This is a genomic window from Actinomadura rugatobispora, from assembly GCF_055379765.1.
Genome location: NZ_AP029191.1, coordinates 10,003,365 through 10,029,061, shown reverse-complemented (window position 1 = coordinate 10,029,061; position 25,697 = coordinate 10,003,365). Strand labels below are relative to the sequence as shown.

Here is a 25,697-nt window from a genome sequence, read left to right as displayed (position 1 = left end):
ACGAGAGGCACCGCCCCGATGACGACGATCACCCTCAACGGGAACCCGATCAGTTACCACGAGACCGGCGCCGGCGACGGGCCCGCGGTGGTGCTGCTGCCCGGCTGGAACGAGGACCACCGCATGTACAAGCACGTCGCGCCGATCCTCGCGCGGCGCCACCGCGTCCTCGCCCTCGACTGGCGCGGCCACGGCGAGGACCGCGCCCACGACGGCGACTTCACCATCGACGAGATGGCCGGCGACATCGTCGCCTTCGTGGACGCCCTCGGCCTCGACCAGGTGTACACCGTGTCGTCCTCGCACGGCGGCTGGGCGGCGGTGGAGGCCGCGCAGCGGCTCGGCGCGGACCGCGCCGCCAAGATCGCCCTCGTCAGCTGGAAGCTGGACGACCCCGGAGAGGCGCTCCTGACCTGGTGCGACGACTGGCAGCGGGAGGACGCCTGGGAGGAGGCGCGGGCCGGGTTCTTCGCCTACGCGCTCGGCGACAGCGGCAACGCCGACGTCGCCCACCACGTCCGGGACGAGATGTCCTCGTTCGGCGCCGGCTACTGGAACCGCACCGGACGGGAGATCGGCGCCTCCTACCGGAAGTGGCCGACCGTCGCGGACCGGCTCGCCGCCCTCGGCGAGCCCCGCCCGGTGACGCACATCTACACGCTGCCGCACGAGGCCGGCTACGTCCGGGCCAACCTGGAGTTCGCGGCGGCGCACGACTGGTTCGTCCCGCACCGGCTGCCGGGCGAGACCCACTTCCCGGTGCTGGAGTCCCCCGCCGCGGTCAGCCGGATCCTGCACGAGTTCTTCACCGGCGTCGACCTGTCAGGGGCCCGGTGACGATGCGGATCGCCAACAGGAACGGCCGGCTCGTGATCGTCACCGCGGCGGGCGCGATCGACGTCGCGACCGCGTCGGACGGGCGCTTCTCCCCGGACCCGCAGGCGGTGTACGACCGCTGGGAGGAGTTCGCGCGGTGGGCCGCGGACGGCCCGTCCGGACCGGGCGAGCCGTTCTCGCCCGGCGACCTGGGGGCACCGGTCCCCCGCCCCCGCCAGATCTTCGCGATCGGGACGAACTACGCCGACCACGCGGCCGAGGCGGGCGTGGCCGACCCCGGGTTCCCGCCCACGTTCACCAAGTTCCCCACCTGCCTGACCGGGCCCGACGCCACCGTCGCGCTGCCGGGCGGCACCGTCGACTGGGAGGTCGAGCTGGTCGTGGTCATCGGGCGGCGCGCCCACCGGGTCCCCGAGGACCGCGGCTGGGCCCACGTCGCGGGCGTGACCGTCGGGCAGGACCTGTCCGAGCGGACCGTCCAGATGCGGCCGCCGATGCCGCAGTTCAGCCTCGGCAAGTCGTTCCCCGGCTTCGGGCCGACCGGCCCGTGGGTCGTGACGCCCGACGAGCTGCCCGACCCCGACGACCTGGCGATCGGCTGCCGCCTCAACGGCGAGCAGGTGCAGGAGGCGCGCACGAAGAGCCTCATCTTCGGCGTGCCGGCCCTGGTGCACCGCCTGTCGTCGGTCACCCCGCTGCTGCCCGGCGACCTGGTCTTCACCGGGACGCCGGGCGGCATCGGCGGGGCCCGCAAGCCGCCGCGCTTCCTGGCGCCGGGCGACGAGCTGGTGTCGGCCGTCGAGGGCGTCGGCGAGATCCGCACCCGGTTCGTCCAGGGGGACTGAGGGGATCACCTCATGACCTCGTCCCGGCAGGACGCGTCCCGGCGGGGCGCGACGCTGATCACCGGCTGCGGTTCGGGGATCGGGGCCGCCACCGCGGTCACCCTGGCCGCCGCGGGCCACCGCGTCGTGGCCTCCGTCCACTCCTTCCACCGCATGTCCGAGCTCGCGGAGCGGAGCGCCGAGGCGGGCGTGGAACTCGACGTCCGCGAACTGGACGTCACCGACGCCGCGGCGACGGCAGCCTGCGTGGCGGACGTCGCCGCGGCCTACGGGTCGCTGCGCGCCGTCGTCAGCAACGCGGGCGTCAACCGGTTCGACACCTTCGAGAGGGAGACGCCGGAGGACTACCGGCGGCTTTTCGAGGTGAACGTCTTCGGGCCGGTCGCCCTGATCCGGCAGGCCATGCCGTTCCTGCGGGCGAGCGGCGGGCGGGTCGTGGCCGTCGGCAGCATCGGCGGGGTGGTGGGGCTGCCCTTCCAGCACGCCTACAGCGGCTCGAAGTTCGCCCTCGAAGGCGTGCTGGAGAGCCTGGCCCCGGTGGCCCGGCGCCTCGGGGTGGCGGTGTCGGTGGTCGAACCGGGCCCGACGGCCACCGGCCTGGGCGGGATCGGCGACCGGGAACGGCTCGACGCCGAGTCGGGCCCCTATCGCGAAGCGCTCCGCCAGTACACGGCGAACGCCGCCCGCGTGCTTCCGGGCCTGCCGTCCCGGCAGCCGGCGGACGCGGTCGCGGCGGTGATCAGGGACGTGCTGGCGGCCCGCGATCCGGACTTCCGGTACGCGACGTCCCCGGCCGGGGCCGCCTTCCTCGCCCGCAAGCTGCCCGACGTCTCCGGCCGGGCGACCGCCGACCTGATCGAAAGCTGGCTCGAAGCCCCCGCGGAGCCCCGAGGGACCCAATTCTCAAGAAACGCAAATCCCCCGAACCGACCCGGCTCCGGCCCCATCACATAAGGGCGTAAGGGACACGGTGCCAGGAGCTGAAACGGGAGTCAGCCGCCGTGCCACTTGGGGGAGATATGCGACTCGGAAAAGCGGCCGTCTTCGGTGTCGTCACCGGCACCATGACGATCGGCCTCGCGGCGCCCGCGATGGCCGAGACCGGAGACGTGGTCGTGAAGCCGGGCAAGGCGCGCCCCGGTGACAAGGTCACCGTTTCCAGCACGAAGTGCGACCGCGACGGCACGGCGGGCTCGCTGGCCTTCGAGAACGGGTCGGTCCCGCTGGACGGGGCCGAGGAGGTCGACGGCCGGGCGGGCCTGGCGACCATCAAGAGCGACACGACCCCCGGCACCTACACGGTGCTGGTGAGGTGCGGCAAGTTCCGGGCGGTCGGGCAGTTCGACGTGGTGGAGGGCAAGGCCGGCAGCAAGCCGCACACCGCCCCGAAGGGCGGCGCCAAGACGGGCATCGGCGGGGGCGCCGGGGACTCCGGCACCGTTCTCCTGGCCGGCGGGCTCGTCCTGCTGCTGGGGGCGGGCGGGATCGGCGCCGTGGCCGTGCGCCGCCGCAACGACGCGGCCGCGTGACGACGGGCCGAAAGGTGGCCGCCTCCTGCCGGGGGCGGCCACCCGGCCGTTCAGGGCCTGCGCTTTCCGCGCCACGGTAAAAGACACAGAATTCGCGATCAAGAAAATGCGCGAACGGCTCAGCGAATGGCAGTGAATTCTCGCCGAACGGGTGAAGGGACAATGCCGGGAAGGCTCCTGTGGACGCTGGCGGCGGTCATGCTGGCCGCCGGGCTGGTGGCGGTCGGCCTGGGCCTGCGCGGTCCGGCCGGTCCGCCGCAGCCGCCGGCCTGGGCGGCGACCGCCCGGCCGGTCGCTCACCACGCGCCGGTCATGGCCCGTTCGGTGCCCGTCCGGGTGGACGTGCCGTCGCTCGGGGTCAGGGCGCCGCTGGTCCGGCTGGGCCTCGAGCCCGACGGCTCGGTGCAGGTCCCGGCCGCCGACCGGCCGGGCGAGGCGGGCTGGTACGACGGCGGGCCCACCCCGGGGGAACGCGGCCCGGCCGTGCTCCTGGGACACGTCGACTCCGCGAAGGGGGCCGCGGTCTTCTACGAGCTGGGCCGGCTGAGGCCCGGGCACCGCATCGAGGTGGGCCGCGCGGACGGCAGGGTGGCCGTGTTCACCGTCGAGTCCGTGGAGCGGGTGCCCAAGGACCGGTTCCCGACCCGGCGCATGTACGGTCCGATCGGCCACGCGGGTCTCCGGCTCGTCACCTGCGGCGGCTCGTTCGACAAGGACCGGCGCAGCTATCAGGACAACATCATCGTCTACGCCTCACAGACCGCGGTCCGGTAACGGCGCCGCCGGTCAGGAGGATTTCGGACGGCCGGGGGTGAGCAGCGCGGCGGCCACCACGCCGGCCGCCGCCGCGATCGCCGCCACGGTGAACCCCCTGCCGAAGCCGTCCAGCGTGGTCCCGACCAGGCTCGCCGCCGCGACGCTCGACACGACGGCGGCGCCGAGGGAGGCGCCGAACTCGTGGAAGGTGCTCACGATTCCCGAGGCGATCCCCGCCTCGTGCGGCGCCACCTGGCCGAGCGCGGTCGCCGAGGCGATGACGAACATCGCGCCGGTCCCCGCCGCCGCCACCGCCACGCCGATCACGACGCTGACGGGACGCATCGACACCGCCGGGACGGCCATGCCGACCGCCGCCGCCGTCAATCCGACGACGGCGGGCACGCGCCCGCCCCACCGGCCGATCACGCGCCCGGTCACATTGGCCCCGACCATCGTCGCCAGCGCCACCGGCAGGAACAGCAGCCCCGTCCGCAGCGCGCCATAGCCCTGGGCGTGCTGGAAGTAGAACGTGCCCAGGAAGAACACCGCGATCATCAGCGCGGTCGCCATCAGGATGAGGAACGCGCCGGTCGCCACGGGCCGCCGGACCAGCAGCCGCACGTCCATCAACGGCGACCGGGCCCGCCGCTGCCACAGCACGAACAGCACATAGCCCGCGGCGGCGGCCAGGACGAGCACCCCGGTGAGCACGGTGAGCCATCCCCGCTCACCGGCGGCGATGAGGGCGTAGATCAGCGACGCCGAGGAGGCCGTGACCAGGACCGCGCCCAGGACGTCGAGCCGGGGCCGGTCGGCGGGCGCCTGCGACGCCGGCAGCAGGACGGCGAGGACCGCGGCGATCACCAGCCCGATCGGCACGTTGACATGGAACACCCAGGGCCACCCTGGACCGGCCGTCAGCAGGCCGCCCAGCAGGACGCCGAGCGCCGCGCCACCGCCGCCGAGCGCCGACCACACGCCCAGGGCCTTGTTCCGCTCGTCACCGTCGAACAGCGCCACCACCAGCGACAGCGCCGCGGGGGACAGCAGCGCCGCCCCGGCGCCCTGCGCGATCCGCCCGCCGACCAGCATGGCCGCCGTCCCGGCGAGCCCGGTGACCAGCGACGCGGCGGTGAACAGGAGCAGCCCGGCGAGCACGACCCGCTTGGCGCCCAGCAGGTCCGTGATCCGCCCGCCGAGCAGCATCAGGCCGCCGAAGGTGAGCGTGTACGCGCTGACCGTCCAGGTGAGCGCCTGGCGGCTGAGGTCGAGGTCGGTCTCCATGTGGGGCAGCGCGATCGCCACGACGGTGACGTCGAGGATCAGCATGAGCTGGGCCACCCCGAGAAAGCCGAGGACGCGCCATCGCGCCGGGTGCGGGTCGTCGGGCGCCGCCTGGGGTGCGCCGGTCTCCTGCGATCGGGTCATCGGATCCTCCACGCCATAACTCGTACTCCAATGTACGAGTTGCACTGTAGACGATAACTCGTACATCGCCATACGGGTTATGCTGGGGCCATGGCCGGATCCACCGCCCGTCCCCGCCGCCGCGCCGACGCCGAGCGCAACATCGCCCGCATCGTGTCCGCGGCGCGCGCGCAGCTGCGCTCGAACCCCAACGCGACCACCGACGACATCGCGCAGGCCGCGGGCGTCGGGCGGATGACCCTCTACGGGCACTTCCGCACCCGGGCCGACCTGGTCGAGGCCGCGCTCATGGACGCGCTCCGGGCGGGCGAGGAGACCCTGGCGTCCGTCGACCTGGCGGGAGACGCCCGCGAGGCCCTGACCCGGCTACTGGAGTCGAGCTGGGAACTGGTGGCCGAGTCCGCGGCCCTGCTGACCGCCGCCGAGGGCGTCCTCCCCGCGGGCCGGGTCCGGGAGCTGCACGGCGAACCCGACCGGCGCATGGCCGAGCTCATCCGCCGCGGCCGGGAGCAGGGGGCGTTCCGCCTCGACCTGCCCCCCGCCTGGCTGGTCGGCGTCGTCCACTACATCCTGCACGGCGCGGCGGGCGAGGTGCGGGAGGGACGCCTGGCCGCGCACGACGCCGCCGACGTGGTGATCAAGTCCATCCAGTCGGTCCTGTCCGACCGCTGACCTGATCAGTCGCGGGTCTTGGCGCGCTCGTAGTGGCGGGCCGCCTTGGCGCGGTTGCCGCAGGCGGCCATCGAGCACCAGCGCCGGGTGCCGTTCTTGGTCGCGTCGTGGAAGTACAGCACGCAGTCGGGGTGGGCGCACGCCTTGACGCGACCCGGACTGTCGCCGAGGAGCCGCAGGTAGTCGGCGGCGGCCAGCCAGGCGGGCAGCCACGCGGGGTCGTCGGTCTCCGGACGCCGCTCCGGGCCGTCCACCCCGAGGCGGTAGCGCACGGCGCCGTGCGCCAGGACGCGGTTGAGCGCGTCGGCGGACGGGTCGCCGTCCACGAGCGCCAGCAGGATCCGGCGGGTCTCCAGGAGCGCGTCCAGGGTCGCCCGGTCGGCCTCCGCGCGGTCGCGCAGACCGGCCGAGCGCAGCCAGACGGCCAGGCCGCCGGTCGAGTCGAGCAGGTCGCGGCCGCGGCCGGCCTCGATCCACCGGGTGTTGAGCAGGTCGAGGGACAGCGGTTCGCCGACGAGCGGACGAGGGTCCGGGACTGCCGGTTCCATGCCCCCAGTCTATCCACCTATCGACACTTTGCCGGTTGACGCCTCATCACCTAACTGTCTATCTTCAAATAGCCAGTTAGGCCATCGAGAATGCGAGGTGCGTCATGGGAACGGTCGCCGTCAAGGCGCTGCGGACGGGGCACGTCGGCCTGAACGTGACCGATCTGGACCGGTCACTGCCCTTCTACCTGCGGGTCTTCGGGTTCGAGGTGCAGGCGGAAGGCCAGGAGGAGGGCCGCCGCTGGGCGTTCCTGGGACGGGACGGGCGCCTGGTGCTCACCCTGTGGCAGCAGAGCGACACGCCCTTCCCCACCCGCTCCGCCGGGCTGCACCACCTGTCGTTCCAGGTGGAGTCGGTCGACGAGGTGAGGGCCGCCGAAGCGGTGCTGCGCGAACTGGACGCCGGGTTCGCCTACGACGGCGTCGTCCCGCACGGCGAGGGCGCCGCCTCCGGAGGGATCTTCTTCACCGACCCCGACGGGATCCGCCTGGAGATCTACGCGCCCACCGGCGCCGACACCGCGCCCGCCCCCGGCGGAACCGCCCCGACCTGCGGCTTCTTCTAACACGAAAGGAGGCCGCTGTGGCGGTCGACATCTACCACGAGGGGGAACGGGCCGCCCGGCGGCGCGCGGGGCTGCTCGACCAGGGCGGGTTCTCCGTCCGCGCGGAGATCCCCGAGGTGGCACGCCGGTTCCTGGTCCAGCAGCCGATGGTCGTGCTCGGCGCCGCCGACGCGGACGGAAGGATGTGGGCGACGCTGCTCACCGGGCGGCCCGGCTTCCTGCGCGCCGAGGACGCCCGCACCGTCGCCGTCGACGCGCGGCCCGTCCCGGGCGACCCGCTCCGCGGCCCCCTGACGGCCCCCGTCCCGGTCGGCATGCTCGCCATCGAGCCCGCGCGGCACCGCCGGATGCGGATGAACGGCCGCGCCGTCCCCACCGCGGACGGCCTGCGCGTCACGCTCGACCAGGTGTACTCCAACTGCCCCAAGTACATCCAGAAGCGCGAACCACACCGGGCGCCCGGCACTCCCGGCGAGGCCCGGCACTCCACCGCCCTGACCACCGGGCAGCAGCGGCTGGTGGCCGGCGCCGACACCTTCTTCATCGCCACCGCCGACCGGGACGGGAACGCCGACGCCTCCCACCGCGGCGGCGCCCCCGGATTCGTCCAGGTGCTGTCGCCGACGGTGCTGCGCTGGCCCGACTACACCGGCAACGCCATGTTCAACACCCTCGGCAACCTCGAGGTGGAACCCAGGGCCGGGCTGCTGTTCCCCGACTGGCGCACCGGCGCCGTCCTGCAGCTCACCGGCACCGCACGAACGGACTGGGATCCCGGGCACGCGGCGGCCGTGCCGGGCGCCGAACGGCTCGTGGAGTTCACCGTCACCGCCGCCGTCGAGATCCCCGGGGCGAGCCCGCTGCGCTGGAGCGACCCGGTCCCGTCCCGCTTCAACCCGACGGTCACGTCCAGAACACCGCGACCCCGACGTTGACGAGGGCCAGCGCGCCGATCGTCATGAAGACCGGGGTGCTGAGCGGGCGGCGGCGGCCGACGAGGATGAGCACCAGGATGATCAGCGCCACCAGCAGCTTCACGCCGATCTTGGCGTTGTCGACCTCCTTGTCCAGGGCGCCCTGGGCGACGCCGACGAGGGCGACACCGGTGACCACCTGGGTGAGGGCTCCGTGCAGCATGGCCGTCGCGGGCCTGGCCCGGCCCTCCCGCACGGCCGGCAACTGGGCGAGAAAACCGCCGATCAGCACCGCCAGGCCGACGAAGTGGAAGAAGAGCAGCAGGAGCCGGACGAATTCCACGGCGACCTCCGGACCGAGGGGGGGGCGGGCCGGGCGCCCACAGGCCCCGGACACTCTGACACTACAAACCGTAGTACTCCACCCCACCATCACGAAACCGGGCCCGCCGCTCCCGGCCCATGGGCGCGTTCGCGGCGTTGGGCGGCCGGCACGTCGGGGTGGCGGGCGTTGGCGTTGCGCCAGCGCAGGTAGGCCTGCCTCTCCGGTATGGCCGGAGTCTTGTTGGCCGACAGGTTGTTTGCGGCGGCGGGTGACGCCCACGGCGGAGTCACCCGCCCAGGCTGTAGCAGCCATGGAAGTACCGCACGCCGTGGGTGCGCCGGTAGGTCGCCGGCAACCGGTCCGGCCAGTTGCGCTCACCCCATCCCGCCCCGTGGCAGGGCCGGATCGACAACGGCCCGAACTAGTCGAAGGCGAAAAATCGGTCCGGGAATCGGCGGGTGACCTCCTCGATCCGGCGGTCGCTGTGGAGGACCAGGTGGTCGGCGAGTGCGTCGTGTCCAGAGACCGAAGCCAGAATCACATGTCCGCGCAGACCATTTCATCAGCCGCCTTTGAATGAATCGGCGTCCAAGAGGTCCCGAGACAACGCCGCGCTCCCCCCCATCCTGCTGCCGGGTTGGCAGGCGGCGCAACAGTCTGCCCGGGTGGCCAGAGATGTAGAACCTCGCGGACGATCGTGTAAGCGGCAAACCGTTGAAGGCGCTTCTGGACTGACGGTACGCAATTCGATGCAGAACAGGTGGGCTGCGGCGACCAGGGTGGTGTGACCGTCCCAGCCGGTCCCGGAGCAGACTTTGAAGTGGGGCGGTGAGCTGCGGCCATGGATCTGCTGGATCTCCTCGACCGGCACCGCGTCGGCGGCACGCCGAACATACTCCACCAGTAGGAGCTTGAACCGAACACCCGGAGGACATTGACGCAGCCGTTTTACGCTGATCAGCGTGCGATGGTCCGCAACGGAGTTGAAATGGCTCGCCAACTCGTCCATGTAGTCGGACTACTCATACGTCGCCATCGGAGAGGACCAGACTACCCTCTCAGTTCCTTCAGCAGGTTGTCACCTGCGAGAATCCGCACACTGGGGAGCTCTTGCAGATGTACCACTACGCGAATGAGCACAGCTTCACGAATAAAGTTGTCCGACTTTTCCAACAGAATCTCTACTATACGAAAACATCGATCAACGACTTGCCGCTCGCCACGCTTCAGAGCAGGCTCGAACACCTCCCACCAAAATATCTCCGAGATGTATTCGTACACACCCACAAACGGCTCCTCGCCATACTCCGAAGCAATCTCGGCACATCTTTGATCAAGCGCCTTTATCGCTGATCGCGCTTCAGGAACTTCATTCCACAACAGACTTCTGAGACCTTCGACATCTTTGATGCTGTCCATACCTATCCATTGACTCGGAACGCGCCGCGACATCGCCTTGAGATGGCACTGACCTTCTTTTCTGCACGTGCCGCCAGGCTCCAGGTCCGCTTGGGCAGTGGAAGCCACCGAGGTTGAAAGGTCGTCTTTACGGGGCTGGGCGAGGTCGAGGCCGGTATCGGCGATGATGGCGTTGGACCAGCGACACTAAGCAAGAAAACCCAAGAGTCCGTGCGGCGGAAGGTCGTCGCGCTCGTCGAGCATCGTCGGATTGACACTCCATTCCGCCGCGACCGCCATAACGGTTTCTTCGTTGGCCAAGTCGAAGGCATCCCAGTCGCCGTCCAGGTTCGTCGCGCGCAGCAGGTTCCCCTCCGCGCTGATCGGCTCGCCCTCGTCGAAGCGGATCTCTCCTGACTCGCCGATCCAGCGGTAGCGGCGGACGGGCGAGCCGTTGACCCACCGTTGCCACTCGTGGTGCTCCACGACCCGGTGCGTCGCGAACTTCTGTACCTCGCCGAAGCGACGGCTCAAGGACGGTAGGTCGAGAGCGCCGCATCCGACGCCATCGTCCTCGAACAACTCACCTCCGCCAAGTACGCCCAGCGTCCAGCCGTCGACGACAGGCGTCAGGAAGACCGGCGCCCGGCCTTGCTCCGCTCCGTATGCCGTGTCGATGCCCTCAGCCCACGACGCGGCTTGCGCATCGGTCACGCGGAGTGCTTCGGCAGCGGCCTCGGTGTCCTCGGCGCGGATCGCGAGCCAGGCGATCTTGTAGCCGAAGCCGACCGGGGTCGTTCCTGCTGCGGCCGAGCCGTCTCCGGCAACGCTGACGGTCCCAGCCTCGCCACCCTTCGGCGGTACCTGGTGGTGCTTCTGCCCAAAGAACTTCACAGGCGCACAAGCTACCGAGGTTGGCAGTCTTACGGTGGCCGGGCGAGATTGAGACCGGTCCCGGCGATGATGGCGTCCAGGAGGGCGGGCCGGTACCGCACCCGTTTGAGGTGGCTTTTGATGGCCAGGGCGAGTTGATCGATGCCGCGGACGGCGAGGTTGCGGAGCTTTGCTTTGAGGTTGGCCCACACGCCCTCGCGGGGTTGAGTTCGGGGGCGTAGCCGGGGAGGCGGAACACCGTCAGCCGGTAGTGGGCGTCGATGAACGCACACATGGCCGGGCCGATGTGGGTGATGAGGTTGTCCCAGACCAGCACGATGTTCCCGCCGGGCAATTGCTGGTGCGCAGAGCGCGGCAGCGCTTTGAGCTCGGCGACGCCAAAGCCCTTTTTCTCGCCCTTGCGGTGGCGGTGGGTGACGGCGCGGTGGATCAGCCGGGTGCGCTGCTCGGGTGGGTGCGCACCAGCCCAGCCACTGACACCCGTTCCGAGCCCTTGCCGGTGACCTACACGATCGAGGTCTGCCCGACCGGAGCCCAGGTCCGCCCCTTGGACGGCCTCAGCGACCGGCCGGACTCATCGGCAAAGCAGATCCACGCCCCGCGCTGGCAGCCGTGCTTGTACACGCGGCCAGGTCTCCCTCCTCATCGCATTCAGCGGCACGGTCCACCTGCGGGGACCATCCGATCCGGTGCATCAGGCACGACACCCCGCGCAGGGTGTCGTCCACCCCGAACAACTGGTGAATCAGGGCGGCGATCCACATCCCACCCATGGGTGGCAGAGCCCCGCCCCAACTCGGCCCCGGCCCGCCACGCCCGACGCCAGGGTTCGCCCACTGCCGCGTCACCCGCAGCCTGCGCGCCACCTCCGGCCGCCCGGTACCGGACCTGTTCACGCTCGGCCCAGCCCCTCGGAGTACCGCACACCACCCGCTTGTACAGCAGAAACACATCTATGCGGTCACGCAGCGGAATGCCGCCCCTTCAAGATCAGTGGCGGGGGGAGGCGCCCAGGCCTCTTAGGACGAAGGTGGTGACGTTGCCGGTGGTCTCCTCCAGGTCGCGGCTCCCCTGTCCTAGGGGGTGGCGCTCGGCGCCCAGGCAGGCGTGCAGGAGGTGGGCCGTGGCCGCCGGGTCGCAGGGGGCGAACTCCCCGGTGGCCACGCCGTCGGCGATGATGCCGGCCAGGATCCGGCCCAGCGGCTCCACGTGGGCCTGCATCCGCCGGTAGCCGTCGGGGCCGAGCAGCGTGGCCAGCTCCGGACCGGCGGGCTGCGGACAGGCGGCGAAGTCGGCCAGCTGCCGCCGGACGTACACCACGATCCGCTCGGTCGGCGTGGTCGCCGGCTCCAGCGCCCGGTGCAGCTCCTCGGTGAACCGCGTGGTCTCGTGCTCGGCGTGCGCGATCAGCAGCGCCCGGACGTCGGCGAAGTAGTTGTAGACGACGCCGCGGCCGAGCCCCGAGCGGGCCGCCACCTCCGCCATCGACAGCCGGTCGACGCCCTCGGCGGCCATGATCTCCCGCACCGCCACGAGGATGCGCCCGCGCACGGCGGCGCGGTGCTGGTCCAGGGAGCCGGAGATTCGAGGCACGTCCCGCATGCTAGGCGGTTCGGTCCCGGTGCGCGCCCGGCGCGCGGCGGGGTGCTACGTTTCCAACTATTACGAGAGTAGTTGGAAGGCGGCGAGCCGGTTGGACGACGCCCCGCGTCACCCCGCGGTCCGAGGGGCCGGAACATCGGCGCCCCCGCGGCCGGTCGCCGGCACCGGCCTGCGGCTGCACCTGACCCGGTCGACCTCCCAGCCGACGCCCCTGGACCTGCGCGCGGGCGGCCCGGAGCCCTGGACGGCCGTCACGGAGCTGCGGTTCCCGGCCGGCGACCTGGTCGCCGTGTCCGGGCTGCCCGGCAGCGGCAAGAGCACCCTGATCCAGCGGACGATCCAGCACGGCGCCCGGGTGCGCTGGGTCGACTCCCAGGACGCCCGGGAGGACTGGGAACGGCGGCTGCCGCTCCTGCCGTACGGCGCGTACCGGCCGCTGGTCCGGGCCATGCACTACGTGCGCCTCTGGCGGGCCCTGCGCTCCGGTGACAGCGTTCTCGTGCACGACAGCGGCGCCCACGCCTGGATCAGGCGGTGGCTGGCGAGGGAGGCGCGGCTCCGCGGCGGCGCCCTCACCCTGCTGCTGCTGGACGTACCGCCCGATGTGGCGCTGGCGGGCCAGGCGTCGCGGGGGCGCAGGGTCTCCGGGCGGGCCTTCGCCCGTCACTGCCGCACGACCGGCCGGCTCATCGCACGCACCGAGCGGGGACGGCCGCCCCGGGGATGCACCATGGCGGTGCTCCTGGACCGTCCGGCCGCGGACGCGTTGCGGGCCATCGGGTTCGGCCGGTCCCCGCGGGAGGTCGAAGCGGGAGCCGCCTCGGGGCTCAGAGGAACGTCGAGGCCAGGGCGTGGTCGAGCTGGAAGGCCGCGGCTGCCAGGGCGCCGGTGGTGAGGCCACTGCCGGCGAGGATGACCGGGCCGCTCACGGGGTTCTTGCGGGGCGGGGTGGCCAGCAGCGCGGCGACGCGCTGCACCACGACCGAGTCGGTGAACGAGGGCAGCGGCGCGGGGCTCGTCGGCCGGGCCAGCGCCACCTTCGCGATCGTCCGCGCGACCAGGGCCCGGTCGCCGACCGCCTCGGCCGCCTCCTCGTCCGCCCAGCGCTCGGTGGCGAACCGGAGCCGGCGGTCCAGGGGCCGCAGCAGCGGCACCACGGCCGCCGCCAGCGAGCCCGCCGCCAGGTAGCGGTGGTGGCGGTGGCGGAGATGGGCCAGCTCGTGCCGGAAGACGACCTGCAGCTCCCCGGCGTCCAGGACCTTCAGCAGCCCGCGCGAGACCAGTACCCCGCCGTGGCGGCCGGGGATGGCCACCGCGATCGGCAGGTCGGTGTCGAGCACCGACCGGGAGAACTCGCGGGCGGTGCGGACCTCGCGCGTCCACCGCACCGCCGAGCGCACCACGACCAGCGCGACGAGGACGGTGAGGACCGTGGCCGGGACGCCCAGCGGGGCCGGCACCGGGGTGTCGTCGCCGAACAGCGTCCACTCCGGAAGCCGGTCGGCGGCGTCGGGGAACAGCGTCGCGGCGTAGTTCACCGTGACGAACAGCAGTGTGCCGGCCGTGGCCAGCGCCGCCGTGACCGCCGTGGTGGCCGCCAGCCGGGCCGACCACACCGGGTGCAGCGGCAGCGGCGCCCACCCCAGGACCAGGCCCAGCAGCAGCGCGATCGCCGCGGGCAGGAACGTGTACTCGATCATCCCTACTCCTCCGGGCCGTCCAGGAGTTCCCGCAGACGGCGCGCCTGCTCGGGGCTGAGATCCTGCACGAACCGGCTCAGCACGCTGGAGGGGTCGCTGGCGAAGCGCAGGTGGTCGTGCATCCGGTCGGACACCAGCCGCGCCTCGTCGACCATGAGCCGGTAGCGGAACTGGCGCCCCACCCGCTTGCGGGTGACCAGGCCCTTGTCGTGCAGCCGGAACAGGATCGTGTTGACCGTCGTGTAGGCGGGATCACCGGCGAGGCCGGAGCGCAGGTCGGCGGTGCCGACGAAGTCGCCGGCCGCTGCCAGCGCGGCCAGGACCTCGGCCTCCAACTGCCCGAGCTGTCGTCGCGCCACCCCACACCTCCCACCGCTCGACGGACCCGGATCCGCCCACACGTTACTACGCGTGTAGCAGTGCACGACCGGTGAAAGCGGGCGCCGGGGGTATTGCCTCGGCGGGGACGCTGACCGAGCATCGAGCCATGGGACGGGGTTCAGGTCGTCGGCGGGCCATGGTGGCCTCGGGCCTGTCCCTCCAGTGCACCGTGATCGCGGCCGGCTGCGGGATCGTCGGCGAGAAGGCGTTCCCTCAGCCCATTGTCCGGGCGCTGGTCACGCCCGAAGGACGCGTCATCGTGCCCGCCGTTCCGGCGCGGGCCTCCTGCCCCCGGTTCGAACTGTCCGCGGACGAGGACGGCCGGCGCGTGGCGCTGACGCTGAACGAGATCGGCACCGACGAGACATGCGCCCAGGCGCTGCACATCGTGCAGGTGAGCACGACGTTGAAGCGGCCGCTTTCCGGCCGGACGCTGACCGACACCTCGTCCTCGGCGCCCGTCCCCTACTTCGACGGCCGCCGGCTCTGGCGGATCGGCCACCTTCCACCGCGGTACCGGTTCCTGCGGGACAGCCTCCTCGCGCCCGCGGGCGCTCCCCTGATGTCGCGGCGGGCGCCCGTCACCTGGTCCCGCGACCATGCGCGTTCGGCCGGGGACCACGCCGAGCTGCTCATCGTGCAGAGCGCGTCACCCGCACCGCCGCTGTCCGGCATGTCCTCCCGGGGCAGAGCCGACGTCAACGGTCACGTCGCCGAGATCAGGAGCGACGGCGACCGGCTCGGACGCGAGATCGGCTGGAGCGCCGACGGCATCGGCTTCGCCGTCATCTCGCGAGCCGCTCCCCCGCTCTCCGAAGAGGAACTGCTGCGGATCGCGCGCGGCCTGCACCGCTGAGGTCAGACCCTGTCCATGACCGTGCGCGCCCACCGGTGGAGTGCGGCATGGTCGGTTCCGGTGAGGCCCTGGCGGGGGTCGGCCCGGTGGAGTAGAGCGCTTCCCGCGTGGTGCGCCGTCACCCAGGCCCGGTCGATGTCGGTGATCTCGTCGTCGACCCAGGCGAAGGGGCGTCCCGCGGCCCACTCGACGAGCGCGCGGGTCTTCCAGTGCAGTCCGTCCCGCTCGTCGGCGGCGGACGGCTCGGGCCAGTCCACGACCGGCAGCCGGGGCAGGCCGATCCACGGCGCGACGCAGTCGTTCGCGTCCTCTCCCCACGTCGTGGCCCACACAAGTTCGCAGCCCAGGGCCATCAGCCGCGGCCCGTGGGCGGGGTCGATCCTGCCGAGGAGCGGATTGGAACCGGCCGGCAGGGGCCGGTCATCGGTCTCGTAGGTCGGGTGGCCGTCCGGACGCCCCGGCGGGGGCGTCCCGAACGGGATGAGCGGCCCGTCGACATCGAGGAAGAGCAGCGGACGCTGCGCGGAACCCGTCACGGCCGCACGATAGCCGGTCGCGTCCCGGACCTCCGCGGGCGTGACGCCGGGGCGCGTTCGGCGAGCACGAGGCCGCCGGGCACGTCGATGACGGCGAGGCCGGTGATGATCCGGTGGACGCAGGACGCGCCGGTGAGCGGGAGCGTGCAGATCTCCACGATCTTGGACGCACCCGCCCGGGTGCGGTGCTCCACCAGGACGATCATCGTGCCGACGAGCCGCCTGCCGGATCTTGCCCTGGCAGGCGGCTTCCCGTGCGGGGGCTGCTCCGCCGAGCGCCCCCGTCGCTCACCAGCCCTCGGGGAGCTCGCTGATGAGATCGGCGTAGACGCTGCGGATGTGGTCCCGGCAGGCCGACTCGGCGGCGGGCGGGTCCCGCTTGATGATCGCGTGCACGATCGCCTCGTGCTGCCGGACCGAGGCGTCCAGGCGTCCCGGCACCTCGACGGTGAGATTGCCGAGCCGCTCCAGGTGCAGGTCCAGCTCGACGAGCAGGCCGCCGATGCGATGACCCGCCGCCTGCCGGTAGAGGATGCGGTCGAACTCGTCGAACAGGGCCGGAAGCTCGTCGGAGGCCCCCGCGTCGAGCAGTTCGCGGCTGCGCCGGACGTTCGCGCGCAGCTCCGCCTCGTCGGCGTCGCTGATCTGCATGGCGGCCCGCCGGGCGCAGAAGCCTTCGAGCAGCTCGCGCAGCTCGTAGATCTCGCGCACGTCGGTATGGGTGTAGCCGCGCACGATCGCGCCCCGGTAGGGCGCCACCGTCACCAGCCCTTCCTTCTCCAGCCGTACGAGAGCCTCCCGGATGGGGGTCTTCGACACCCTCATCTGCTCGGCGAGCTGACGTTCGCGCAGTTGCTGCCCGGGGCGCAGGTGGAGTTCGACGATGGCGCGCACGAGCCTCCGGTACACGACCTCCTTGATCTGCAGATGATGATCAGGGTCGGTCTCGTTTGCGGAGATGGCGAGGATGTCGGCGAGCGCCCCCTCGCCCGGGCTTTTCCCGACCTGTGCCCTAGCCATCGATATGACCTTCGCTTTCGTTATCCCTTGTCCGGCCGCGTCCGCGTCCCGGACAGCAATGCCTACAATCTTGCCCGACGGACCCGGGCCCGGGTGCCGCACTCATCCGATAACGCCGAGACGCCCGGCGGCAGCCGTTTCAACCGAACGGCGGCGCCCTGGCCGCCAATTCCTCAGGTCGGTCGCGGAACGAGCGGAATTTCCACGGGCGAACTCACCCACGCCTTTCACAGCGTCACCAGCCCGCCGGAACAACGGTCGTCTCATTCAGGGGGGCGAGCGCCCGCTCGCACAGCCGCGCGAACGCGAGCAGCGCGTCGTCGTGGGCCCAAGGGCCGACGATCTGCACGCCCGCGGGCATCCGGCCCGCGCCGAGCCCGACCGGGAGGGTGATGGCGGGCTGGCCGGTGATGTTGAACGGATAAGTGTAGGGCGTCCAGGTGATCCACGGCAGCGGGGCGCCGATCTCGCCTCCCTCGGGGACCTCGGCGTCGGCCGCGAAGGCGGCGATGGGCATGGTCGGCATGACCAGCAGGTCCCATTCGTCGAGGCAGCGGTGCAGCTCGGCGTTGAACTCGCGCCGGCGCGTGAGGGCGGCGTAGTAGGCCGCCAGGTCGTAGCCCTCGGCCAGCGTCGCCAGCCGCACCAGCCCCGGATCCATCACCTCCGCCCGCTCGCGGATCAGGTCGCGGAAGCCGAGGCCGCGACCGGTGACCCACAGCGCCTCGAAGATCTCGCGGGGCGGCCGCGCGGGAAGGTCGACGTCCTGGAACTCGGCGGCGTCCGAGGCGGTCAGCGTGGCCGCGAGCAGCTCCAGCGCGGCGTCGACGGCCGGTGCGACCTCGGCGCCGGGAGGCACTCCGAAGGGCGCGCGGACGACGCCGACCCGCATGCGGCGGGACGGGCTCCCGGCGGGCGGGCGGGCGTGGTACGACTGCGGGTCTCGCGGGTCGGGGCCCCGGGTGATGTCGAGGACGGCCCGGGCGTCATCGACATGCCGGGTGAGCGGACCGGCGTGGGAGAGGTTCTCGTTGACCGTGCCCGGCCACACCGGGATGGCGCCCAGCGTGGGCTTCAGTCCCACGACGCCGCAGAACGCCGCAGGAATCCGGACCGAGCCGCCGGCGTCGGTGCCGGTGGCGATGGGCACCGCGCCGGAGGCCACGGTGGCGCCCGCGCCGGCGCTGGAACCGCCGGAGTTGCGCGCCGGGTTCCACGGGTTGCGGGTCACCCCGGTGCGGGGCGAGATGCCGGTGCCCTTCCAGCCGAACTCGGGCGTGGTGGTCTTCCCGATCACGACGGTCCCCGCCGCCAGCAGCCGCTCCACCATCGGGGACGAGGCGGTGGCCGGGGTGCCGGGGCTGGTCCGGGAGCCCTTGCCGGTGGGTTCCCCCTCGTAGAGCATGTTGTCCTTGACCGCCATGGGCACGCCGTGCAGAGGGCCGCGCACGCGCCCGGCCGCGGCCTCGGCCTCCAGTTCCGCGGCCTGGCGCAGGGCGCGTTCGGGCAGCAGCGCCGCGTAGGCGTTGATCACGGGTTCCGCCGCCCGGGCGAGGTGCAGGGCGCACTCGGTGAGCTGCACCGGTGACAGCTCTCCCCGAGCCACCCGGCGGCCCAGCTCGACCCCGCTGGCCGCCCGGTACTCCTCCAGGCCCAGATCCGCGAACCGTGCCGTCATCGCCCCGTCCCGGTGGGGGCCGGCAGCCCGGACCAGGCCGCGGCGAACCGCTCGGCCCATTCCGTCGGCACCGATGTGCTGATCTTGACGAACCGCTCACCGAAGCGCGGCGACTGGTAGGTCCCGGGCCGGATGAAGATGTCCTGGTCGAGCAGGGCACGGCAGATCTCCTCGGACGTCCGGGAGCCGGCGCCGATGTCGACGGCGAGGAAGTTGCCGTGCGAGGGACGCACCACGACCGAGCCCAGGCCGCTGTCGTCGACGGCGCGGCACACGATCTCCTGGTTGTGCCGGTTGGTGGCACGGAGCCGGTCCAGCCAGGGCCCCTTGACCTTCAGCCCGGCGATGGCCGCGCGCTGCGCCTGGATGTTGGCGCCCAGGGGGTTCGACGGGACCGCCGTCAGCCGGGACAGCAGCGAGGGTGCGGCGACCACCGCGCCCAGCCGCAGCCCGGCCAGCCCCAGCCACTTGGAGAAGCTGTAGGTGGTCAGCGTTCCCTCGGGGTAGAGCTCGGCGGCCAGCGTGTGCCCGTCGGCGAAGTGGCGGTAGGTGCAGTCGTGGACGATCAGCGACCCGGTCTCGCGCGCCAGCTCCGCGATCGCCGCGAGTTCGTCCCGCTCGTACCGGCTGCCCAGCGGGTTCAGCGGGTCGATCAGGTAGATCAGGGAACCCGCCTCGATCGTGTTCGCGAGTTGCCCGGCCGTCATCCTGCAGCCGTGCCCGGCCCCGTAGACCTCCACCGTGGACACCGGGACGTTCTCCAGCCCGGCGAACCGGCCCGGCCACGGCCAGCCCGGGTCGGTGGTGATCAGCCGGGTGATGTCGCCGGCCAGGGCGGTGCAGATGTGGTGCAGGCCGCCGACCGCGCCGTCGGTGATCCACGCCGCCATGCCGGGCAGGCCGAGGTCCTCCACGATGAGTTCACGCAGTTCCTCGAACCCCAGGGCCGGGGCGTAGAGCTGGAACTCGTGCGCGCGGGTGCTGCGCAGCAGGGCGTCGAGCACCTCCGGCGGCGGCTCCAGATGCGTGGTGTTCTGCCCCATCCACGCAACCCCCGGGCGGTTCAGCAGGAACTCGAACGACCAGGCCGCGGTCATGACAGCAGGGCCAGCGTCGAGAAGGCGGTGTAGACCTTCGTGGCCTCGATGATGTCCTCGACCGACAGCCGCTCGTTGGGGCAGTAGACCGGCTCGCCGCCGGGACCGAAGATCACCGTGGGGATCCGCTCGCCGAAGCTGGCGGTGTCGCCGAGCCAGCCGGCGGCCTTGAGCCGCGGCTCGGTGCCGCGGACCTGCCGGACGGCCTCGACCATGGTCTGGACGACCGTGCTGTGCGGATCGGCGACGTAGGGGGACTTGACGTCGGCGAGCTCGACCTTGGCCTTGAACCGCGGATCGGCGCGCACGACGCTGTCCAGGCACCGCTCCAGTTCGCCCCGGACGGTCGCGACGTCCACGCCGGGCTGGGGCCGGCAGTCGAGCCGGATGACGCACTCGTCCGGGATCATCGAGGGGCCGCCGGGCGGCAGGCCGCCGTACACGCGGCCGGGCGCCATGTAGGTCTCCTCGCCGAACAGGTCGCGCACCCACGGTTCGAGTTCGGGCGTCAGCCGGGAGGCCTCGAGTTCGAGGATCGCCTTGGCCGCCAGCACGTTGGCGTTGACGGCCAGGGGCTTGTGGCAGGTGTGCGCCGACAGGCCCTGGGCGGTGATGTCGAAGTAGTACCGGCCGCGGTGGCCGAGGTAGATCTCGTTGTCGGACAGCTCGCCGAGCACGCACAGATCGGCGTCGTACTCGTCGAAGTAGCGGATCGATCCGAGCTGGTCGCCCATGTGGTCGCTGACGGCGGCGAAGGCGAGACGTCCGGCCACCGGCACGCCGGAGGCGCGGACCGCCTCGGCCGCCACGATCTGGCAGACCAGGGCGGCCTTCATGTCCATGATGCCGTGGCCGTAGACGAACCCGTCGATCAGTTCGCCGCCGAACGGCTCGGCGTCGGTCCAGCCGATCGACACCGGCTTGGTGTCCATGTGCCCGGTGAGGACGACCCGCGGCCCGGAGCCGAAATCGATCTCACCGACGGCGTTGGGCCGGTCGGGCAGCACCTCCTGGAGCCCGGCACCGGCGAAGCCGGAGTCCTCCAGCACGCCCAGCAGGTACTCCGCCAGTCCCCGCTCGTCTCCGAGCACGCTGGGAATCCTGCACACCTCCTGGACGAGCGACACCACCCGGTCCTCGTCGACGCTGTCGATGGCCTTGGCGACCGCGGCTGACTTCTCCATCACACCCCCAGGTCCGAAAATGCGATCTCAAATCTCCGCGACCGAGCTGGCATCTGTCAAGTTCCGCCCAGGTGAAGCCGTGGCACGAGTCCCCTCCTCCGCATGTTTCTTCGATGTAACAGCAGTTCAAGCGGTCTTGACCGGCTTGTAGCCCTCAGCGATGATGCTCGCGAACCAAGGTGCGATCTCAGGATCTCAAACTGTCGCCAGTGTGGGCACCGTCCTTGAGGAGAACTCATGAACCGAACGTCCTGGCGCCGCGGCCTGCTCGGCCTGGTGGTCACTCCCGCGCTGCTGGTCACCGCCTGCTCGGGCAGCGGGGGGACCGCCCAAGGCTCGGGCTCGGCCAAGGGCACCAAGGTCGGCGTGGTGCTGGCGGGCCCGCGCAACGACAAGGCGTTCTACCAGTCCTACCTGGACGGCGTGCAGGCCATGGCGTCCCAGGAGGGCATGAAGGTCTCGGTCGTCGACAACGTCGACTCACCGCAGGCGGCGGTCGACGCGCTCACCAATCTGGCGGCCGACAACAACCTGATCATCGCGGGCGGGAGCTCGCTGGTGTCGGCGGGGAACACCGTCGCCCCGCAGTTCCCCGACGTCACCTTCGTGATGTCCGGGGTCGTGCAGAAGGGGATCAGGAACCTGCACACCTACGCCACCAGGCAGGGAGTCCCCGCCTACGTCGCCGGCGTCGTCGCCGCCAGGGCGAGCAAGACGCGCTCGATCGGCTACGTGGGCGGCACCGACATCCCGCCCAACTCCCAGTCCTCGATCGACTTCGCCGCGGGAGCCCGCTCGGCCGATCCGAAGATCAAGGTCGCCTCCACCACCGTCGGCTCGCTGAGCGACGCGGCCAAGGCCAAGGAGGCGACCGCGGCCCAGATCGCCAACGGGGCCGACGTCATCTACGCCTTCCAGGACGCCGGCCTGCCCGGCGTGCTCGACGCGGTCGCCGAATCCGGCAAGGACGTCAAGGTGTTCAACCCCACCACCGACCGCTGCTCCGAGTCGCCGCACCTGATCGGGTTCGCCTACCAGAACACCCGGGTCATGGTCCAGCACGTGCTCAAGGACTACAAGGCCGGCAGCCTTCCCGCCGAGCCGCGCTTCTACGCGCTGGAGGACCCGGACGTCCAGGCGCTCAGGCTGTGCCCGTCGTCGGCCGGGCACCAGGAGGTCGTCACCCAGACCACCGCGAAGATCAACTCCGGCGCCGTCACGATGCCGCAGGGCGGCTGAGGCCATGGCGGAGCACGTCCTCCGGCTGCGCGGGGTGACCAAGCGCTACGGGGACCTCGTCGCCAACGACGGCATCGACCTGGAGGTCCGTTCCGGCGAGATCCTCGCCCTGCTCGGCGAGAACGGGGCGGGCAAGTCGACGCTGGTCCGCGTCCTGGCCGGGCTGACCCGGCCGGACGAGGGCGAGGTGTTCGTCGGCGGCGCCCCGCTCCCGCCCGGTGATCCGGACGCGGCGCGGGCGCGCGGGATCGGCGTCGTCCACCAGCACTTCATGCTGGTGCCCGACATGACCGCCACCGAGAACGTGGCGCTGTCGCGCGGGGCCGCCCAGCCCTGGCGGCTCGACGACCGGCGGATCAAGGCCCGGCTGATCGAGCTGAGCAAGCGGCACGGGCTGCCCGTGCGGCCCGACGAGCCGGTGAACACCCTGCCGGTCGGCGAGCGCCAGCGCATCGAGATCCTCAAGTGCCTGATGGGCGACGCGCGGGTGCTGCTGCTCGACGAGCCCAGCGCGGTGCTCTCCCCCGCCGAATGGGACCGGCTCGCCGTCGTGCTGCGCGCCCTCGCCCGCTCCGGCATGGCGATCGTGCTGATCACGCACAAGCTCGGCGAGATCGCCGCGGTCGCGGACCGCTGCACGGTGATCCGCGCGGGACGTGTGGTGTCCACCGTGGAGGTCTCGGGAACCCCGCCCGAAGAACTGGCCAGGATGATGGTCGGCCGCGACGTCGTCCTGCGGACCGAGCGCCCCTCGATCGCCACCGGATCGCCCGTGCTGCGGACCCGGGGCCTCACGCTGGCCGCCTACCGGGGCGTCCGCGCCCTCGGTCCCATCGACCTCGAGGTGCGCTCGGGCGAGGTGCTCGGCATCGCCGGAGTGGAGGGCAACGGGCAGAGCGAGCTGGCCGATCTGCTCGCCGGGGTCCGTGCGCCGACGGCCGGCACCGTCACGGTCGCCCCGGCCGCGGGCGCCGGGCCGGCCCGGGTCGGCGTGATCGCCGAGGACCGGCACAAGGACGGCCTGGCGCTGTCGCTGTCGGTGGCGGACAACCTGATGATGCGGGCGGTGGGCGACCCCGGATTCAGCCGGTACGGCACGCTGTCCGCACGACGCGTCCGCGCGCACTGCCGGTCGCTGATCGAGCAGTTCCAGATCCGGGTGCGCTCCCCCGAGACCCCGGTGGAACGGCTGTCCGGCGGCAACCAGCAGAAGATCGTCCTGGCCCGGGAACTGCACGGCGGGCCCGACCTGCTGATCGCCTCGCAGCCCACCCGCGGGCTGGACGTCGGCGCGATCGAGTTCGTCCACTCCCGGATCAACGCCCACAAGGCCGCGGGCGGTGCCACGGTGCTGTTCTCGGCCGAGCTGGACGAGATCCTCGCGCTCTCCGACCGGGTCGCCGTGATGTCGGGCGGCGCCATCGTCGCGGTCCTCGACGCCGGCGCCGCCACCCGGGAACGCCTCGGGGAGCTGATGGCGGCCGGAGGTGAGTGGCGATGAGCGTCCACGCGGTGCGCGGGCCGCTGGTCAGCCTCGGCGCGGTGGTGCTCGCGCTGGCGGCGTCCCTGCTGGTCATCGCGCTCACCGGCGCGCCGGTGGGAGAGGCCGCCCGCGCCATGTGGGACGGCGCCTTCGGCAGCCGCGCGCAGTTCGGCGCGACCCTGACCAAGTTCGTCCCGCTGGTCCTCGCGGCCATCGGGTGGGTGATCGCCTCCCGGGCCGGGCGGCTCAACGTCGGGCTGGAGGGGCAGATCCTCGCCGGCGGCACGCTCGCCGCCGTCGTGGGGCTCGGGGCGGCCGGGCTGCCCGGGGCCGTGCACCTTCCGCTCGCCGTGGCCGCCGGCGCGGTCGGCGGCGCCGCGCTGGGAGGCGTCGCGGCCTGGCTGTGGGCGCGCTACGGGGTCAACGACTTCATCGCCACCCTGCTGCTCACCCTGATCATGACGCAGATGGTGTCCTGGCTGGCCAACGGCCCGATGGAGGAGCCGACGGGAACGCTCGGGCAGAGCTCGCCGGTCGCCCCGTCCGCCCGGTGGCCGATCCTGCTGCCGGGCACGACGCTCCGCGCCGACATCATCCTGGTGATCGCCCTGGTGGTCGCCGCCGCGTTCGTGCTGCGCCGCACCGTCGTGGGCTACCGGCTCCGGCTCACCGGCGCCAACGCCGAGGCCGCGCGGGCGACCGGGACCCGCACCACCCTGGTCGGCGCCGGCGCGCTGTGCGCGTCCGCCGGAGTGGCCGGCGTCGCCGGCTCGTCGCTGGTCCTCGCCTCCCCCGCGGGCAATCTCGCGCCCGGCTTCTCGGCCGAGTACGGCTTCGACGGCATCGTCGTCGCGCTGCTGGCCCGCAACTCGCCGCTGGGCTGCGTGCCCGCGGCGTTCCTGCTGGCCGCGCTGCGCCAGGGCGGCGGACTGCTCGAGGCCCGCGTGGGCATCTCCTCGGGTCTGGTCACCGCCACCCAGGCCATCGTGATCCTGCTCGTCACCGCCTCCGCCTGGTACCTCGACCGCCGCCGGCCCCGCTCCCGGCCACGCAAGGACGATGCCGCCGCCCCTCCCGTGGCTCAGGAGGTCGCCTCGTGATCCCCTTCGACACCACCCTCTTCGACGTCGCGCTGTTCGCCGCGGCCGTCCGGCTGTCGGTCCCGTTGCTGCTGGCGGCGCTGGGCGAGCTGGTCTCCGAACGCGCCGGGGTCATCAACATCGGCCTCGAGGGGATGATGCTCTTCGGCGCCTACGCCGCGTTCCTGACCGCCTACGGCACCCACAGCGTGCTCCTCGGGCTCGCCGCCGGCCTGGCGGTGGGCCTGCTGACCGGCGCGATCATGGCGTTCACCGCGGTGAACCTGCGCGGGGACCAGATCGTGGTGGGCGTGGCGATCAACCTGCTGGCCGCGGGCGTGACGCTGTTCCTCTACCGGTTGCAGTTCGAGGGCTCGCAGCCGACGACGGTACGGATGGAACCCTTCGCCGTACCGCTGCTGTCCGGCATCCCGGGGATCGGCCCGGTCCTGTTCGATCAGCTCCCGCTCGTGTATCTCGCCTACGTGCTGGGACCGGCCGTCGCCTTCGTCCTGTTCCGGACGCGCCGCGGGCTGATGATCCGGGCGGCCGGTGAGAAGCCGGAGGTGCTCGACTCCACGGGCGCGAGCGTCATACGCGTCCAGTGGATCGGAGTGCTGACCGCGGGCGCGCTCGCCGGGCTGGGCGGAGCGTTCCTGTCGGTCGGGCAGGTCGGGCTGTTCGCCGAGAACATGACGGCCGGTCGCGGGTTCCTGGCCCTCGCCGCGGTGGTCTTCGGCCAGTGGCGGCCCTACGGCGTCGTGGCGGCCTGCCTGGTCTTCGGCTTCACCGACGCGCTCCAGCTGCGGCTGCAGTCGATGGGGTCGGTGCCCAGGGAGGTCTGGATCGCGCTGCTGGCCATCGGGGCCGCCCTCGCGCTGGCGGCGGTGCTCCGGGTACGCAGGTCGCGTCCGCGGCCACGGTGGCTGGTGCCGACCGGCGCCGCCTGCGTCACGGCCGGGCTGGTCGGCGCGATGTCCCTGCCCGACGTACAGCTGCCATCGCAGTTCTGGCTGAGCCTTCCCTACATCCTCAGCCTGGCCGCCCTCGCCGGTTCCTCCCGCGACGTGCGCGCCCCGGCGATGATCGGCAGGCCCCTGCAGGCGCTCCGGCGCTGAGAGCCGGTG

The 25,697-nt window shown here is 72.2% G+C and carries 31 protein-coding genes; 14 read left to right on the top strand and 17 right to left on the bottom strand.

Going from position 1 to position 25,697, the window contains the following annotated elements:
- Window positions 1–18 precede the first annotated feature (18 nt).
- The 5 genes from ACZ466_RS45120 (at window position 19) to ACZ466_RS45100 (ending at window position 3,985) form a co-directional block, all read left to right on the top strand.
- Window positions 19–837: an alpha/beta fold hydrolase gene (locus tag ACZ466_RS45120; protein WP_378283083.1), complete on the top strand. Its 819-nt coding sequence runs from the start codon at window positions 19–21 to the stop codon at window positions 835–837.
- Window positions 838–839: 2 nt separating this feature from the next.
- The gene (locus tag ACZ466_RS45115) at window positions 840–1,682 is read left to right on the top strand and encodes a fumarylacetoacetate hydrolase family protein (protein ID WP_378283147.1); all 843 of its coding nucleotides are present in this window, start codon (window positions 840–842) and stop codon (window positions 1,680–1,682) included.
- A gap of 12 nt (window positions 1,683–1,694) precedes the next feature.
- The gene (locus tag ACZ466_RS45110; protein ID WP_378283084.1) at window positions 1,695–2,636 is read left to right on the top strand and encodes an SDR family NAD(P)-dependent oxidoreductase; all 942 of its coding nucleotides are present in this window, start codon (window positions 1,695–1,697) and stop codon (window positions 2,634–2,636) included.
- A gap of 65 nt (window positions 2,637–2,701) precedes the next feature.
- Window positions 2,702–3,211, top strand: a complete 510-nt coding sequence (locus ACZ466_RS45105; RefSeq protein WP_378283085.1) for a hypothetical protein — start codon at window positions 2,702–2,704, stop codon at window positions 3,209–3,211.
- 162 nt (window positions 3,212–3,373) lie between these two features.
- On the top strand, window positions 3,374–3,985 hold the full coding sequence (locus tag ACZ466_RS45100; protein WP_378283086.1) for a class F sortase: 612 nt from the start codon (window positions 3,374–3,376) through the stop codon (window positions 3,983–3,985).
- Window positions 3,986–3,997: 12 nt separating this feature from the next.
- Here ACZ466_RS45100 and ACZ466_RS45095 read toward each other — a convergent pair whose 3' ends face one another.
- Complete coding sequence (locus ACZ466_RS45095) at window positions 3,998–5,398, bottom strand: MFS transporter (protein WP_378283087.1); 1,401 nt, start codon at window positions 5,396–5,398, stop codon at window positions 3,998–4,000.
- Between the two features lie 90 nt (window positions 5,399–5,488).
- On the opposite strand from ACZ466_RS45095, the gene ACZ466_RS45090 reads away from it, so the two are divergent.
- Window positions 5,489–6,070: a TetR/AcrR family transcriptional regulator gene (locus tag ACZ466_RS45090; protein ID WP_378283088.1), complete on the top strand. Its 582-nt coding sequence runs from the start codon at window positions 5,489–5,491 to the stop codon at window positions 6,068–6,070.
- 5 nt (window positions 6,071–6,075) lie between these two features.
- Here the strand turns inward: ACZ466_RS45090 and ACZ466_RS45085 are convergent, their stop codons facing one another.
- Window positions 6,076–6,618 (bottom strand): CGNR zinc finger domain-containing protein, encoded by a 543-nt coding sequence (locus tag ACZ466_RS45085; RefSeq protein ID WP_378283089.1) that lies wholly within the window; start codon window positions 6,616–6,618, stop codon window positions 6,076–6,078.
- A gap of 104 nt (window positions 6,619–6,722) precedes the next feature.
- On the opposite strand from ACZ466_RS45085, the gene ACZ466_RS45080 reads away from it, so the two are divergent.
- On the top strand, window positions 6,723–7,184 hold the full coding sequence (locus ACZ466_RS45080) for a VOC family protein (RefSeq protein WP_378283090.1): 462 nt from the start codon (window positions 6,723–6,725) through the stop codon (window positions 7,182–7,184).
- A 17-nt stretch (window positions 7,185–7,201) separates the two neighbouring features.
- The gene (locus ACZ466_RS45075; protein ID WP_378283091.1) at window positions 7,202–8,119 is read left to right on the top strand and encodes a pyridoxamine 5'-phosphate oxidase family protein; all 918 of its coding nucleotides are present in this window, start codon (window positions 7,202–7,204) and stop codon (window positions 8,117–8,119) included.
- Here the strand turns inward: ACZ466_RS45075 and ACZ466_RS45070 are convergent.
- The 7 genes from ACZ466_RS45070 to ACZ466_RS45040 form a co-directional block, all read right to left on the bottom strand.
- Window positions 8,088–8,441, bottom strand: coding sequence for a hypothetical protein (locus ACZ466_RS45070; RefSeq protein ID WP_378283092.1), 354 nt, complete (start codon window positions 8,439–8,441; stop codon window positions 8,088–8,090). The genes ACZ466_RS45075 and ACZ466_RS45070 overlap by 32 nt on opposite strands.
- A gap of 544 nt (window positions 8,442–8,985) precedes the next feature.
- A complete protein-coding gene (locus ACZ466_RS45065) occupies window positions 8,986–9,432 on the bottom strand; it encodes a hypothetical protein (RefSeq protein WP_378283093.1) in 447 nt (148 codons plus the stop codon).
- 41 nt (window positions 9,433–9,473) lie between these two features.
- Window positions 9,474–9,842, bottom strand: coding sequence for a hypothetical protein (locus tag ACZ466_RS45060; protein WP_378283094.1), 369 nt, complete (start codon window positions 9,840–9,842; stop codon window positions 9,474–9,476).
- A gap of 186 nt (window positions 9,843–10,028) precedes the next feature.
- A complete protein-coding gene (locus ACZ466_RS45055) occupies window positions 10,029–10,715 on the bottom strand; it encodes a hypothetical protein (RefSeq protein WP_378283095.1) in 687 nt (228 codons plus the stop codon).
- Window positions 10,716–10,744: 29 nt separating this feature from the next.
- On the bottom strand, window positions 10,745–10,906 hold the full coding sequence (locus tag ACZ466_RS45050) for a hypothetical protein (RefSeq protein ID WP_378283096.1): 162 nt from the start codon (window positions 10,904–10,906) through the stop codon (window positions 10,745–10,747).
- Between the two features lie 366 nt (window positions 10,907–11,272).
- Window positions 11,273–11,479 (bottom strand): helix-turn-helix domain-containing protein, encoded by a 207-nt coding sequence (locus ACZ466_RS45045; RefSeq protein WP_464041943.1) that lies wholly within the window; start codon window positions 11,477–11,479, stop codon window positions 11,273–11,275.
- A gap of 226 nt (window positions 11,480–11,705) precedes the next feature.
- A complete protein-coding gene (locus tag ACZ466_RS45040) occupies window positions 11,706–12,308 on the bottom strand; it encodes a TetR/AcrR family transcriptional regulator (protein ID WP_378283098.1) in 603 nt (200 codons plus the stop codon).
- Between the two features lie 100 nt (window positions 12,309–12,408).
- Here ACZ466_RS45040 and ACZ466_RS45035 point away from each other — a divergent pair, with 100 nt between their 5' ends.
- Entirely contained in the window at window positions 12,409–13,212 is an 804-nt protein-coding gene (locus tag ACZ466_RS45035; RefSeq protein ID WP_464041942.1) for an AAA family ATPase, read from the top strand.
- Here the strand turns inward: ACZ466_RS45035 and ACZ466_RS45030 are convergent.
- Window positions 13,145–14,017: a M56 family metallopeptidase gene (locus ACZ466_RS45030; RefSeq protein WP_378283100.1), complete on the bottom strand. Its 873-nt coding sequence runs from the start codon at window positions 14,015–14,017 to the stop codon at window positions 13,145–13,147. The genes ACZ466_RS45035 and ACZ466_RS45030 overlap by 68 nt on opposite strands.
- 2 nt (window positions 14,018–14,019) lie before the next feature.
- On the bottom strand, window positions 14,020–14,376 hold the full coding sequence (locus ACZ466_RS45025; protein WP_378283101.1) for a BlaI/MecI/CopY family transcriptional regulator: 357 nt from the start codon (window positions 14,374–14,376) through the stop codon (window positions 14,020–14,022).
- 128 nt (window positions 14,377–14,504) lie between these two features.
- Here ACZ466_RS45025 and ACZ466_RS45020 point away from each other — a divergent pair, with 128 nt between their 5' ends.
- On the top strand, window positions 14,505–15,254 hold the full coding sequence (locus tag ACZ466_RS45020; protein ID WP_378283102.1) for a hypothetical protein: 750 nt from the start codon (window positions 14,505–14,507) through the stop codon (window positions 15,252–15,254).
- Window positions 15,255–15,256: 2 nt separating this feature from the next.
- Here ACZ466_RS45020 and ACZ466_RS45015 read toward each other — a convergent pair whose 3' ends face one another.
- The 6 genes from ACZ466_RS45015 to ACZ466_RS44990 all read right to left on the bottom strand — a co-directional run bounded on the left by ACZ466_RS45015 (window position 15,257) and on the right by ACZ466_RS44990 (window position 20,769).
- The gene (locus ACZ466_RS45015; protein WP_378283103.1) at window positions 15,257–15,790 is read right to left on the bottom strand and encodes an HAD domain-containing protein; all 534 of its coding nucleotides are present in this window, start codon (window positions 15,788–15,790) and stop codon (window positions 15,257–15,259) included.
- Window positions 15,787–15,996 (bottom strand): sugar phosphate isomerase family, encoded by a 210-nt coding sequence (locus ACZ466_RS45010; RefSeq protein WP_378283104.1) that lies wholly within the window; start codon window positions 15,994–15,996, stop codon window positions 15,787–15,789. Before ACZ466_RS45010 ends, ACZ466_RS45015 begins: the two co-directional genes overlap by 4 nt.
- Window positions 15,997–16,078: 82 nt before the next feature.
- Window positions 16,079–16,810 carry a GntR family transcriptional regulator gene (locus ACZ466_RS45005; protein WP_378283105.1) on the bottom strand — a complete coding sequence of 244 codons (732 nt, stop codon included), beginning with the start codon at window positions 16,808–16,810 and terminating at the stop codon, window positions 16,079–16,081.
- A gap of 235 nt (window positions 16,811–17,045) precedes the next feature.
- Window positions 17,046–18,488, bottom strand: a complete 1,443-nt coding sequence (locus ACZ466_RS45000) for an amidase (RefSeq protein ID WP_378283106.1) — start codon at window positions 18,486–18,488, stop codon at window positions 17,046–17,048.
- Complete coding sequence (locus ACZ466_RS44995; protein WP_378283107.1) at window positions 18,485–19,585, bottom strand: pyridoxal phosphate-dependent aminotransferase; 1,101 nt, start codon at window positions 19,583–19,585, stop codon at window positions 18,485–18,487. Before ACZ466_RS44995 ends, ACZ466_RS45000 begins: the two co-directional genes overlap by 4 nt.
- Complete coding sequence (locus ACZ466_RS44990; protein WP_378283108.1) at window positions 19,582–20,769, bottom strand: M20 family metallopeptidase; 1,188 nt, start codon at window positions 20,767–20,769, stop codon at window positions 19,582–19,584. Before ACZ466_RS44990 ends, ACZ466_RS44995 begins: the two co-directional genes overlap by 4 nt.
- Window positions 20,770–21,006: 237 nt before the next feature.
- Here ACZ466_RS44990 and ACZ466_RS44985 point away from each other — a divergent pair, with 237 nt between their 5' ends.
- Genes ACZ466_RS44985 through ACZ466_RS44970 form a run of 4 tightly spaced genes read left to right on the top strand, consistent with a single transcriptional unit; the run spans window position 21,007 to window position 25,688 of the window.
- A complete protein-coding gene (locus ACZ466_RS44985) occupies window positions 21,007–22,008 on the top strand; it encodes a BMP family protein (RefSeq protein ID WP_378283109.1) in 1,002 nt (333 codons plus the stop codon).
- 4 nt (window positions 22,009–22,012) lie between these two features.
- Window positions 22,013–23,509 (top strand): ABC transporter ATP-binding protein, encoded by a 1,497-nt coding sequence (locus ACZ466_RS44980; RefSeq protein WP_378283110.1) that lies wholly within the window; start codon window positions 22,013–22,015, stop codon window positions 23,507–23,509.
- On the top strand, window positions 23,506–24,591 hold the full coding sequence (locus ACZ466_RS44975) for an ABC transporter permease (RefSeq protein WP_378283111.1): 1,086 nt from the start codon (window positions 23,506–23,508) through the stop codon (window positions 24,589–24,591). The genes ACZ466_RS44980 and ACZ466_RS44975 overlap by 4 nt, the downstream gene beginning before the upstream one ends.
- Window positions 24,588–25,688: an ABC transporter permease gene (locus ACZ466_RS44970; RefSeq protein ID WP_378283112.1), complete on the top strand. Its 1,101-nt coding sequence runs from the start codon at window positions 24,588–24,590 to the stop codon at window positions 25,686–25,688. Before ACZ466_RS44975 ends, ACZ466_RS44970 begins: the two co-directional genes overlap by 4 nt.
- The last annotated feature ends 9 nt before the right edge of the window (window positions 25,689–25,697 follow it).

Excerpts from the sequence above, each read along its gene's own strand:
- ACZ466_RS45010 (WP_378283104.1), bottom strand. The coding sequence starts at position 15,996 with ATGATCGTCCTGGTGGAGCACCGCACCCGGGCGGGTGCGTCCAAGATC.
- ACZ466_RS44980 (WP_378283110.1), top strand. The coding sequence starts at position 22,013 with ATGGCGGAGCACGTCCTCCGGCTGCGCGGGGTGACCAAGCGCTACGGG.
- ACZ466_RS44975 (WP_378283111.1), top strand. The coding sequence starts at position 23,506 with ATGAGCGTCCACGCGGTGCGCGGGCCGCTGGTCAGCCTCGGCGCGGTG.
- ACZ466_RS44990 (WP_378283108.1), bottom strand. The coding sequence starts at position 20,769 with ATGGAGAAGTCAGCCGCGGTCGCCAAGGCCATCGACAGCGTCGACGAG.
- ACZ466_RS45115 (WP_378283147.1), top strand. The coding sequence starts at position 840 with ATGCGGATCGCCAACAGGAACGGCCGGCTCGTGATCGTCACCGCGGCG.
- ACZ466_RS45030 (WP_378283100.1), bottom strand. The coding sequence starts at position 14,017 with ATGATCGAGTACACGTTCCTGCCCGCGGCGATCGCGCTGCTGCTGGGC.
- ACZ466_RS45120 (WP_378283083.1), top strand. The coding sequence starts at position 19 with ATGACGACGATCACCCTCAACGGGAACCCGATCAGTTACCACGAGACC.
- ACZ466_RS45100 (WP_378283086.1), top strand. The coding sequence starts at position 3,374 with ATGCCGGGAAGGCTCCTGTGGACGCTGGCGGCGGTCATGCTGGCCGCC.
- ACZ466_RS45105 (WP_378283085.1), top strand. The coding sequence starts at position 2,702 with ATGCGACTCGGAAAAGCGGCCGTCTTCGGTGTCGTCACCGGCACCATG.
- ACZ466_RS45090 (WP_378283088.1), top strand. The coding sequence starts at position 5,489 with ATGGCCGGATCCACCGCCCGTCCCCGCCGCCGCGCCGACGCCGAGCGC.
- ACZ466_RS45020 (WP_378283102.1), top strand. The coding sequence starts at position 14,505 with ATGGGACGGGGTTCAGGTCGTCGGCGGGCCATGGTGGCCTCGGGCCTG.
- ACZ466_RS45045 (WP_464041943.1), bottom strand. The coding sequence starts at position 11,479 with ATGTGGATCGCCGCCCTGATTCACCAGTTGTTCGGGGTGGACGACACC.
- ACZ466_RS45085 (WP_378283089.1), bottom strand. The coding sequence starts at position 6,618 with ATGGAACCGGCAGTCCCGGACCCTCGTCCGCTCGTCGGCGAACCGCTG.
- ACZ466_RS45080 (WP_378283090.1), top strand. The coding sequence starts at position 6,723 with ATGGGAACGGTCGCCGTCAAGGCGCTGCGGACGGGGCACGTCGGCCTG.
- ACZ466_RS45065 (WP_378283093.1), bottom strand. The coding sequence starts at position 9,432 with ATGGACGAGTTGGCGAGCCATTTCAACTCCGTTGCGGACCATCGCACG.
- ACZ466_RS45110 (WP_378283084.1), top strand. The coding sequence starts at position 1,695 with ATGACCTCGTCCCGGCAGGACGCGTCCCGGCGGGGCGCGACGCTGATC.
- ACZ466_RS44995 (WP_378283107.1), bottom strand. The coding sequence starts at position 19,585 with ATGACCGCGGCCTGGTCGTTCGAGTTCCTGCTGAACCGCCCGGGGGTT.
- ACZ466_RS45000 (WP_378283106.1), bottom strand. The coding sequence starts at position 18,488 with ATGACGGCACGGTTCGCGGATCTGGGCCTGGAGGAGTACCGGGCGGCC.
- ACZ466_RS45095 (WP_378283087.1), bottom strand. The coding sequence starts at position 5,398 with ATGACCCGATCGCAGGAGACCGGCGCACCCCAGGCGGCGCCCGACGAC.
- ACZ466_RS45060 (WP_378283094.1), bottom strand. The coding sequence starts at position 9,842 with ATGGACAGCATCAAAGATGTCGAAGGTCTCAGAAGTCTGTTGTGGAAT.
- ACZ466_RS44985 (WP_378283109.1), top strand. The coding sequence starts at position 21,007 with ATGAACCGAACGTCCTGGCGCCGCGGCCTGCTCGGCCTGGTGGTCACT.
- ACZ466_RS45005 (WP_378283105.1), bottom strand. The coding sequence starts at position 16,810 with ATGGCTAGGGCACAGGTCGGGAAAAGCCCGGGCGAGGGGGCGCTCGCC.